Origin of the sequence: Myxococcus sp. AB025B, assembly GCF_006518215.1 — a bacterium.
Classification (GTDB): Bacteria; Myxococcota; Myxococcia; order Myxococcales; family Myxococcaceae; genus Myxococcus; species Myxococcus fulvus.
In genome coordinates, this window is record NZ_SRLW01000330.1 from 1 (window position 1) to 10,731 (window position 10,731).

Annotated in this window: 7 protein-coding genes and 1 pseudogene; 6 read left to right on the top strand and 2 right to left on the bottom strand. The window is 71.9% G+C overall.

What is annotated here, in order from left to right; translation table 11 throughout:
• Window positions 1-952, top strand: a pseudogene (locus tag FL311_RS44440) (hypothetical protein); the annotation flags it as partial.
• 4 nt (window positions 953-956) lie between these two features.
• On the opposite strand, the gene FL311_RS36225 reads toward FL311_RS44440, so the two are convergent.
• Window positions 957-1,808, bottom strand: a complete 852-nt coding sequence (locus FL311_RS36225; RefSeq protein WP_141332248.1) for a hypothetical protein — start codon at window positions 1,806-1,808, stop codon at window positions 957-959.
• Between the two features lie 60 nt (window positions 1,809-1,868).
• Between FL311_RS36225 and galU the strand changes: the two genes are divergently transcribed.
• From galU to FL311_RS36240, 3 genes are all read left to right on the top strand, one after another.
• The gene (galU, locus tag FL311_RS36230) at window positions 1,869-2,771 is read left to right on the top strand and encodes a UTP--glucose-1-phosphate uridylyltransferase GalU (RefSeq protein WP_141332249.1); all 903 of its coding nucleotides are present in this window, start codon (window positions 1,869-1,871) and stop codon (window positions 2,769-2,771) included.
• On the top strand, window positions 2,768-3,523 hold the full coding sequence (locus FL311_RS36235) for a hypothetical protein (protein WP_141332250.1): 756 nt from the start codon (window positions 2,768-2,770) through the stop codon (window positions 3,521-3,523). The genes galU and FL311_RS36235 overlap by 4 nt, the downstream gene beginning before the upstream one ends.
• A gap of 160 nt (window positions 3,524-3,683) precedes the next feature.
• Window positions 3,684-4,313, top strand: coding sequence for a glutathione S-transferase family protein (locus FL311_RS36240; protein ID WP_141332251.1), 630 nt, complete (start codon window positions 3,684-3,686; stop codon window positions 4,311-4,313).
• A 252-nt stretch (window positions 4,314-4,565) separates the two neighbouring features.
• On the opposite strand, the gene FL311_RS36245 is transcribed toward FL311_RS36240, so the two are convergent.
• On the bottom strand, window positions 4,566-5,237 hold the full coding sequence (locus FL311_RS36245) for an N-acetyltransferase (RefSeq protein ID WP_141332252.1): 672 nt from the start codon (window positions 5,235-5,237) through the stop codon (window positions 4,566-4,568).
• A 346-nt stretch (window positions 5,238-5,583) separates the two neighbouring features.
• Between FL311_RS36245 and FL311_RS36250 the strand changes: the two genes are divergently transcribed.
• Both FL311_RS36250 and priA read left to right on the top strand, forming a co-directional pair.
• Entirely contained in the window at window positions 5,584-8,610 is a 3,027-nt protein-coding gene (locus FL311_RS36250; protein ID WP_194869506.1) for a sensor histidine kinase, read from the top strand.
• A 171-nt stretch (window positions 8,611-8,781) separates the two neighbouring features.
• On the top strand, window positions 8,782-10,731 hold a 1,950-nt coding region (priA, locus tag FL311_RS36255), incomplete at its 3' end, for a primosomal protein N' (protein WP_141332254.1).

The following is a 10,731-nucleotide window of genomic DNA, read 5'->3' on the forward strand; positions in this document are numbered from 1 at the left end:
CCCCATCGTCGTCCCCGAGCCGGCTCCCGCCTCGGACACCGAACCCGAGGTCTTCCGCCAGCTCCGCGAGCGCCCGCTCGACACCGCCACCTACGAGCAGCTCGCCGACTTCTTCGACACCCGAGGCGACGCCCCCCGCGCCGTCCTCATGCGCGAAATCGTCGAGGCCCTCGCCGGTCGCGAAACGCCCGCCCCCCGCCTCCAGCGTCCACCCCTCACCGGCGACGAGCGCGCGGGCCTGCGTCACCCGGGCCTGCGCACCGCCTCGGGCGAGCTGCTCGCCTGCGCCGGCATCGCCCTGTGCCGCCTGTTCCCCGCCCAGGGCCGCGCCGCGGACGCCTCCGAGCCCCTGCGCGCCGTCGCCGGCCCCGGCGCGCCCGCCGTCCTCGACGCGCTCCACACCTCCGCGCGCATCCTCGCGATGAACCTGCCGGAGCTCGTGCTCGCCGACGACGACGGCCCGCCCTTCACCGCCGTCCACACCGACAAGCCGCGCCTGCTCGTCGGCCGCGCCGCCATCCGCCAGCCCCTGCCCGCCGCCGAGCTGCGCTTCCACGCCGGCCGCGCCCTGCTGTCCCTCTCCCCGGACCTGCTCGCCCTGCGCGCGCTCAAGGGCGCCCAGCTCCTGCGCGCCCTCGCCCTGTTGTCCACCGTCCTCAAGGACCCCAAGGACTCCAGCGCCGACGCGCGCCTCGTGCGCGACGCGCTGTCCCCGCGCGCCCTGGAGCGCACCCTGGAGCTGCTCGAGCCCGGCACCCGCGACTTCAACGCCTCCGCCCTCGCGGACGCCGCGCGCGACTCCGCCAACCGCGCGGGCCTGGTGGCCTGCGGCGGCGTGGGCCCCGCCGTCACGGTGATTCGCTCCCGCCGCTCCCAGGACCCGGAGCTGGTGGAGCTGCTGCGCTTCGCCGCGTCCGAGCGCTACCTCGCGCTGCGCGACCCCTCGCGCTGAGGCCTCAATTCACCTGCAGGCGGAGGGTGAGCGCCAGCATGCGGCTCTTCTCCCCACCCAGCTCGTGCCGGTACGCGATGTCCAGCCCGCCGCCCTGCTCCGTCATGAAGCCCAGGCCCGTGCTCAGCCGCGACGTGCGCGTGAAGCCGTCATACGAATAGCCGGCGCGAATGGGCACCTGCATCCCCATCAGGTACTCCAGCCCCCCCGCGTACGTGAGCGTCGTCTTGTCGTCCGTCTCGAAGTCCGCGCGCACGTCACCGGCCAGCGTCAACATCCCCGACATGATGCCGATGTGGCCCGTGTAGTAGCGCGACAGCTCCACGTTGTCGGTGTTGATGAGGTTGTGCCCCGACACGCCGGCCACGAACGACTGCGACAGCCGCATCAGCACGCCCGTGTCCACTGTCACCGAGTTGGCATATCGCCCCGTGCCGCTCATGCGCAGGTACCGCGCCACGCCACCAATCAGGATGCCCGGGGTCAGTGGGAACCCCACGCCCAGCGAGCTCAGATGCGCGCTGGTGCGAGCGCCGCCCCGGCCCAGGCTGACCCAGTGGTAGTCCACCCCCATGGCCAGCTTGCTGGTGGCCCCGTCGATGACGGAGATGCCGAGCATGCCCTCCTTGAGCGCCGTGTCCCACGCGCCCGTGCCCTCGAAGCGGTAGGCCGGCCACAGCGCCATGGCGGCGGGGTTGCCCAGCACCGCCTCCGTGCCCAACCCCAGGGCCCGGTACGCGCCCCCCATGCCATAGGCGCGCGCGCTCATGATGTCCCTCAGGTCCTCGGAGGGCTGGGCGGAAGCGGCGGTGGAGACACACACAGCCAACAACAGGACGACGGGACGGAGCGACATGGGATGGCCATCCTAACCAGCTTGATGGGGGGGAAGGGCGCCAATAGATTCGCTGCCCTCATGTCCGCCAACACACCGAAGGCAGAGTCCCTCATCCGCAAGTGTGTCATCCCGGCAGCCGGGCTGGGCACGCGTTTCCTGCCGGCCACCAAGTCGGTGCCCAAGGAGATGCTCCCCATCGTCGACACGCCCACCCTCCAGTACATCGTGGAGGAGGCCGTGTCCGCCGGCATCGAGGATGTCGTCCTCATCAATGGCCGCGGCAAGGGCGCCATCGAGGACCACTTCGACATCGGCTTCGAGCTGGAGACCACCCTGCGCGCCCGCGGCAAGACGGCGGACGCCGACAAGCTGCGCGCCATCGCGGACCTGGTGCGCGTGGTCAGCATCCGCCAGAAGGAGCCCAAGGGCCTGGGCCACGCGGTGCTCTGCGCCAGGAGCGCCATCGGTGACGAGCCCTTCGGTGTCCTCCTGGGCGACGACATGATCGACGCCGAGGAGCCGGGCATCCGCCAGCTCGCCCGCGTGTTCCGCAAGTACAACCAGGCCGTCATCGCGCTGATGGAAGTTCCCGACGACGAGACGCACATGTACGGCATCGCCGCGGGCACGGACCTGGGCGACGGCGTCATCCGCATCGACCGCGTGGTGGAGAAGCCCAAGAAGGGCACCGCCCCCTCCAACCTCGCCGTCATCGGCCGCTATGTGCTGCCGCCTGAGATCTTCCCCATCCTGGAGAAGCAGACTCCCGGGGTCGGCGGGGAAATCCAGCTCACCGACGGGCTGGCCACGCTGCAGCAGTCGCACGGTCTCTTGGGCTACAAATTCAAGGGTCAGCGCTATGACGCGGGCGACAAGGTGGGGTACCTCAAGGCGAACATCGCCTACGCGCTCAAGCGCCCCGAGCTCCGGGGCGGGCTGCTCGAGTACCTGCGTGAGGTCGTGAAGACGGAGAAGCCGTGAAGCGCATCGTCGCACTCGTCGCAGTCCTGCTGTCCTTCACCGCTTTCGCCTACGTGCTGCCCGGAGGCTCCATCCTCCGGCGCATGGTGACCGAGCGCGACGAGCTCAAGCTGTCCGGGCTGCGCGCGGAGGGCTCCTTGAGCTTCCATGGTCCCGCGGTGAAGGAGGCCGGCTCCGCGCTGGGCGCGGCGACGGACCGTCCCGACGTGCAGGGAGACGGCGTGCTGTACCTGCGCATGCCGGGGCGCTGCCGCTTCGAGGCGTCCGTGCCGGAGGGCAACGCGCGCTCCGCGGTGGTGCAGGTGGCGGGGCGTCGCCGGCTGGAGGGCAACGAGATTGCGTCCCTGTCGGTGCTCGTCGCGCAGGTGTGCCCGCTGTTCGCCGCGGGCGGCGGCCCGGTGCAGCAGCTCAAGGAGTCGGTGCAGCAGTACCTGCAGGGGCTGGGCGTCGACACGACGCGCACGGGCCTGGCGCGCTTCAGCGGAGAGGTGGCGTACGTGCTCGGCGAGCAGGGGGAGAACCGTCCCCAGTTCTGGGTGTACAAGGACTCGTTCCGCCCCGCGCGGCTGCGCTACACGGACGCGGCGAAGGTGGCCTGGGACGTGCGCTTCCTCGACTACAACTCGCCCGCGGTGGGTGAGGCCATGCCGCGCACCATCGAGGTGTGGCGTGGAGACCAGCGCGCCGTGCGCTTCACCGCGCTGAAGGGCGACACCCGGGCCACCGTGCCCGAAAAGCTCTTCACGCCGTAGCCAGACACCGCTCCCCTCGCCGGAGACGTTGACGCGTCACGGCGAGGCGCGAGGGCGGTGCCGGGTGTTCCTTACGACTCGCTTGCGACGTTCCGGTGGCGCGTTGAAGAGTCACGCCCGTCCGGTCGCTGTCCGCCGGCCCACTGACGGAGGAACGCACATGAAGGTCTTTGGCCATCCGCTGAGCACCTGTACGCGCAAGGTCCTCGCCACGCTGGCGGAGAAGGGGCGCGAGGCGGAGCTCGTGCTCGTCGACCTGACGAAGGGCGAGCACAAGTCGCCGGCGCATTTCGCGCGGCATCCGTTCGGCGTCATCCCGACGCTCGAGGACGATGACGGCTTCATGCTGTACGAGTCGCGCGCCATCATCCGCTACCTGGACCGCGTGCTGCCGGGGCCGTCGCTCACGCCGGCGGCGCCGAAGGCCTACGGCTTGATGGAGCAGTACCTCAGCGTGGAGCAGTGCTACTTCTCTCCCTCGGCCTTCAAGGTGTCGTGGGAGCGGCTCTTCAAGCCGCACATGGGCGGCGGCCCGGTGGACGAGGCCCGCGTGGCCGAGGGGCGTCAGGGCGTGGCGAAGGTGTTCGCCATCCTCGACCCGGTGCTGGCGAAGCAGCCGTTCCTCGCGGGTGACAGCTTCTCGCTCGCGGAGGTGGCGTGGCTGCCGGACCTGACGTTCTTCCTCACCTTCGACGAGGAGAAGGCCCTGCTGGCCGAGCACAAGCACGTGGCCGCGTGGTGGGAGCGCATCAGCGGCCGCCCCGCGTGGCGCAAGGTGACCGGAGCGTAGCCGCGCGGTGACGGGGCCGTGCTCGCCCGTGAGCTTTGAGCGGGAGGTGCTGTCGCGCGGCTTCGCATCGGGCCCGACGGCCGTGGACGGATGAGCGTCGAGCCCGGTGCCGCGCGTGAGGAGGTGCGGCGTTTGTCGGGAGCCCCCTCGCGCGCGGGCGAGGTCCCTCGCTCGACGTGCTTCGCGCACGCAGGGGTGTGTCGCTCGTCGGCGGACCGCCACCTCGCGCGAGATGCTCGCGGGTGCGTCCTGCTATGCGCCCCAGGTGCTCCGGGCGACCTCGGAGTCAGCTCGGGGCGCCTCGTGCGCGGGCGCGGGGCGCCACATGAACCACTGCGGCGGGCCGCCGTCGAAGCAGGGCTCGGTGCGCCGCAGGTCGAAGCCGAAGCCCTGATACCAGTCGCGGTTGGAGGCCTTGGCCGTCTCGAGGAAGCACGGCGCGCGGGTCTCCTCGGCCAGCGTCAGCCCCGCGCGCATCAACCGCGCGCCCACGCCCTTGCCCTGGTGCGCCGGGTCCACGGCGATGGTGGCCAGGTACCAGTGGGGCGGCGTGTGCGGGTGGTAGCGCTCCAGCCTCGCCAGCGCCTGGAGGGCCAGCCGCGCGCGTCCTGGGAAGTACCGCAGCCCGGCCCAGACCGTGGGCAGGAAGACGGCCTGGCGCCCGAGTGACTGGGGGAAGCCGCCCGGCCTCAACCACGCCGCCACGCCCGTGAGCCGTCCGTCCTCGACGGTGGCATGCACCACGCCGTGCGCGAGGCAGTCCTCCACGGTGGTCCGATAGAACCCGGCCGACACCCGCGCCCGGCGCTCGGAGGGCCCGGGGAAGAGCTCCGCGAGGAACGGGTAGTCATCGAAGGCACGCGCGCACATCGGGCCCACCTGTCCCAACAGCTCCGGCCTCAGGCTCTCGATGCTCACGCTCATGCGTCAGGGACTGTAGTCCGGGCTCACCCCGCGCGGGTCCGTCATCCCGCTCGTGCCGTCCGCCTGCTCTGAAGTCAGGCGCCTCCGCGGCGCGCCATCCCTGGAGCGAGCCTCACCTCCCGGGGCCTCCGCCGAGCACCGGGTGAAACGCTCGCCCTCGTGCCAGCCAGGCCTCGGGCGAACCGACCGGCTTCACGTTGGAGCCCGCGTGTCACGTGTGCCCTGGCCGGGGTGGGGACTCGTTCTATGGTGCGACCCGATGGGTGTTCGACCAGGGTGTGACGGGGGCCAGGCCACCCCCGGGCCGGTACGATGGGATGAGGGAAGCGGACGACTCCGTGGGCTTGTGCTCGCGCTCGTCCTGACGTCGTCGGTGGCGTGGGCCCAGGCGCCCCGGAACACCACGCTCCAGGACTTCCATCACACGGCGTGGACCCAGAAGGACGGCGCGCCCGCCGGAATCTGGGCCATGGCGCAGACGCGCGATGGCTGGCTGTGGTTGGGCACGGCGTCGGGGCTGTACCGCTTCGACGGCGTCCACTTCGAGCGCCACGACCTGCTGCCCGAGGGCAGCACCGCGTCGCGCTCGGTGGGCGTGCTCCAGGCCCTGCGCAACGGCGACCTCTGGGTCGGCTACTCCTTCGGCGGCGCGAGTGTCCTCGAGGCGGGCGGCGAGGTGCGCCACTTCGACCCGGGCGGGCTGCCCGAGGGCAAGCCCGTGGAGTCCTTCGACGAGGACGGCGACGGGCGTGCCTGGGCCCATACGCCCCAGGGCCTGCATGTCTTCGAGGAGGGCGGCTGGTCGCGTGCGGACGCTCGCTGGGGGCTGCCGGAGGACGAATGGTCCGACAGCCTCCAGGACGTGAGCGGCGCGTTGTGGATGGTGGGCTCGAGCGGCGTGTATGTGCTGCGACCGGGGACCCGTCGCTTCGAGCGCGTGGAGTACGACGGCCCCACCGTTCAGGCCTTGTCCCTGGGCCACGATGGGAGCCTCTGGCGGTACGACGAGCGCGGCGCCAGCCCTCTTCGTGGACCTGGGTTTCCGGAGCCCTCGGCCCACGTTCCCGCCGATGCGTGGAGCAGCCACGCGTTGATCTCGGCCTTCGACCGGGATGGCTCCTGCTGGCTCGTCGGGTGTCGGTCAGGCGGTATCTGCCGGGTCGCGAAGCCCTTCGAGGCGGGGCGGTTCGTGCGGCGCAGCGAGGCGACCGACGTCTTCGGTGCTCGCGAGGGGCTCTCGTCGGACGCGGCCATGACGCTGTTCCGGGACCGCGAGGGCAACCTCTGGGTCGGCACCCAGCTCGGCCTGGACCGCTTCCGGCGCAATGACGTCGCCACCCTGCGCTTCCCCGCGCATACGAGCTACTTCGCGCTCGTGGCGGACCGTCAGGGCCGCGTGTGGTCGGGCTCCGCCATGCGGGTGCGCAACACCGACCTCTGGTGGCGGTTGGAGGCATCCCCGGTCCGCGTGCCCGGCATCGAAGGGGAGATGACCGCCACCTTGCTGGACTCGGACGGGCGCCTGCTCCTGGGCGGCTCGTCGGGCTTCTGGCGCTTCGACCCGGAGACCGGCCAGGTGGAGACCCTCTCCCGCCCCGAGCAGGAAGAGGGGCAGCGCATCCAGGCCATCGCGCGCGACGCCGAGGGCCGGCTGTGGGTGTCCTTCCGCGCCTCGACGGTGTACCGCCTGGATGGGGAGACCTGGACGCCGAAGGGGGGCCTCGCCGCGCTGCCGGACCTGCCGCCCGCGCGCGCGGTGCTGGATGACCAGGGCCGCCTGTGGTTCGGCTACAGCTCCAACCAGGTCGTCATCGTCGAGGGCGCGCACACGCGCTCCTTCAACGAGGAGCAGGGCCTGCGCACCGGCACCGTGACGGCCATCCTCCCTGGAGAGACCACGCTGGTGGGCGGCGCGCTGGGGCTGGCCGCGTTCGACGGCGCGCGCTTCCGGATGTTGAGGGCGACGCAGGCCGAGGTGCTGACGGGCCTCACCGGCCTGGTGAGGACGGACGACGGCGCGCTGTGGCTCAACGGCCATGCGGGAGGCGCACGCATCGCCGCGGAGGACCTGGGCCGCGCGCTGTCGGAGCCGGACTTCGTGATGCCCGTCGAGCGCTTCGACATGAACGATGGCATGCCCGGCGGCGCGCAGCAGATCCGCCCGCTGCCCTCGCTGGTGCGGGGCGGCGACGGGCGGCTCTGGTTCGCCGGCGTCAACGGCCTGGGCTGGATGGACCCGCGCCGCATCGAGCGCAACGCCTTGCCTCCGCCGGTCATGATTCGCTCCGTGTCGGCTGGCGAGACGTCGTACACGGGCACCGCGCGACGGGAGCTGCCGCCCCGCACGCGCGAGCTGCGCATCGCCTACACGGCGCTGAGCCTGGGCATGCCGGAGCGGGTCACCTTCCGCTACCGGCTCGAGGGCGTGGATGACGGATGGAAGGACGCTGGGGCCCGGCGCGAGGCGACGTACACCAACCTGGGACCGGGCCACTACCGCTTCCAGGTGATGGCGGCCAACGAGGACGGCGTCTGGAACGAGCAGGGCGCGTCGCTCGAGTTCGACATCGCGCCGACCTTCTTCCAGACGCGCGCGTTCGCGGTGCTGTGTGTCGTCGGAGCCGCGGGGCTCTTGTGGCTGCTGTACGCGCTGCGGATGTGGCGCGTGACGCAGCGCCTGCGGTTGCGCCTGGAGGAGCGCCACGCGGAGCGCGAGCGCATCGCCCGGGAGCTGCACGACACGCTGCTGCAGGGCATCCAGGGGCTCGTGCTCAACGTGCACGTGGTGACGTCGAGCCTGCCGGCCGGGGATGCGCGGCTCGGGCTCGAGTCGGCGCTGGACCGCGCGGACTCCGTGCTGACGGAAGGCCGGGACAGGGTGAGCTCCCTGCGGGACACCTCCGCGAGCAAGGACGACCTGGCGGAGGCCTTCACGTCCCTGGCGCGAGAGCTCGACGAGCGGGACGGACCTCGGCTGCGCATGGTGGTGCGGGGCGAGGCGCGCACGCTGGAGCCCCTCGTCGCGGACGAGCTCTATCGCATCGGCCGCGAGGCCATCGGCAACGCGTTCGTGCACTCCCGGGCGCGCGAGGTCGAGGTCAGTCTGCTGTTCGGGGACCCCGAGTTGCGGCTGTGCGTGCGTGACGACGGCCGCGGCATCGACATGGCCACGCTGGAGCGGGGCGGGCGCGCCGGGCACTGGGGCTTGCGCGGCATGCGCGAGCGCGCCGAGAAGGTCGGCGGCAGGCTCGACATCATCAGCGGCGACGGACGCGGGACCGAAATCCAGGTCGTGGTGCAGGCCCAGCGCGCCTATCTGCGCCGGCCGCTGGAGGGACTGCGGCGGCTGGTGCCTCGGCTCGGTCGGCGCTGAGGTCCACGTGCCGGAGTCGGACGGCTCGCACGCCCGGACGGGTGGTGGGCGGGCGCGCGCTGGCGCCGGACGACCCACGTCCCTGGGGACGCCCATGTCAGACAGCCCTGGCACTGTGGACCCCCGGTAGCAGGACGGACGGGGCAGGGGCGGTGGGTCGAAGGGAGCGCCATGGAACAGCGACCGTTGTGGGACGAGCCGACGGCGGACGACGCGGAGGAGGCCTCCACCAGGGGTTCCATCCCGCTGCGTACCTTGGGTGCGAGACGTCGCCGGGAACTGTCCCAACCGGAACAGGCCGCTACAGTGGCGTTCGCAGTGAGCGAGCACCCTCCCGTCCTGGCCTCCGTCGCCGTGGCCCGCCCCGTCCGGGGTGAATTCACCTACTCCGTGCCGGAGGCCCTCCTGGGGAACCTGGCCCCGGGGCAGCGCGTGCTCGTGCCCTTCGGTCGAGGCACCGCGCTCGGCTTCTACCTGGGCCCCTCCACCGTGACGCTGGGCGAGAAGGTCCGGCTCAAGCCCATCCAGCGCGTGCTGGAGGACTCGCCGTCCCTGCCCAAGGACCTCATCGCGCTCCTGCGCTTCGCGGCCGAGCACTACCGCTACCCCCTGGGCGAGGTCATCCGCGGCGCGCTGCCTCCGGGGTTGTCCAAGCCCGTGGACGGCAAGGAGGCCCAGCCGGAGGTGCAGCAGTTCGCGGTGGCGCTCGTCAACGAAGTGCCCGCGGCGCTCGCGCGCGCGCATGCCCAGTCCGCCGCGCTCGCGTACCTCTTGGCCGTGGGCGGCAGCGCCCCGCTGGAGGAGGTGAGCCACGCGATTCCCGGCGCGAGAGCGCACCTCAAGAGCCTGGCCACCAAGGGCCTCGTGCGCATCGAGGAGAAGAAGCTGGAGGCGGGCGTGAAGGAGGGGCTGATTCAAGGCCGCCCCGACCGCCTCACGCCCGAGCAGGCCGCCGCCGGTGAGCAGCTGCGCGGCGCCCTGGACGCGGGCGCGTTCCAGCCCTTCCTCCTGCACGGCGTGACGGGCAGCGGCAAGACGGAGGTGTACCTGCGCGCGGCCGAGCACGCGCTGTCCCTGGGCAAGAGCAGCCTCATCCTGGTGCCGGAGATTGCCCTGACGCCGCAGCTGGTGGGCCGCTTCCGCAGCCGCTTCGGCGCGGAGGTGGCGGTGCTGCACTCGGCGCTGAAGGACCGCGAGCGGCTGTTCCACTGGCAGGCCCTGCGTCGGGGCGAGGTGAAGATTGCGGTGGGTGTGCGCTCGGCGGTGTTCGCCCCGGTGGAGAACCTGGGGCTCATCGTCGTGGACGAGGAGCACGACCCGTCCTTCAAGCAGGACGACAGCCTGCGCTACCAGGCGCGCGATTTGGCCGTCGTGCGCGGCAAGCAGGCCAGCGCGGTGGTGGTGCTGGGCTCGGCCACGCCGGCGCTGGAGACGCTGGAGAACGTCAAGAAGGGGCGCTATCGGCTGCTCGAGCTGAAGCGGCGGGTGGATGACCGGCCCATGCCCTCCATCGAGCTGGTGGACCTGCGTCAGGAGCGCCCCCGCGAGGGCATCGTGACGGAGGAGGCGCCCATCCTGAGCCCGCCGCTGCTGCAGGCCATGGAGGAGACGCTCGCCAAGGGCCAGCAGGTCATCCTGTTCCTGAACCGCCGGGGCCACAGCACGGTGCTCCTGTGCGAGGTGTGCGGCCTGTCGCTCAAGTGCACCTCGTGCGACGTGTGCCTGACGCACCACCGCTCGCAGAACCGGGTGGTGTGCCACTACTGTGGGCTGACGATGCCCGTGCCCGAGCGGTGCCTGGAGTGCACGGGCCCCATCCTGAAGCTGGGCATCGGCACGGAGCGGGTGGAGGCGGAGGTCGTCGAGCGCATCCCGAACGCGCGGGTGGCGCGGCTGGACCGGGACTCGGCCACCAGCGCGGAGCGGCTGACGGAGCTGCTGGCCTCGTTCGCCCGCCGGGAGCTGGACGTGCTGGTGGGCACGCAGATGGTGGCCAAGGGGCACGACTTCCCGGGCGTGACGCTGGTGTGTGTCGTCATGGCGGACACGTCCCTGGCCATTCCCGACTTCCGGGCCGCCGAGCGGACCTTTCACCTGTTGACCCAGGTGGCGGGGCGGGCG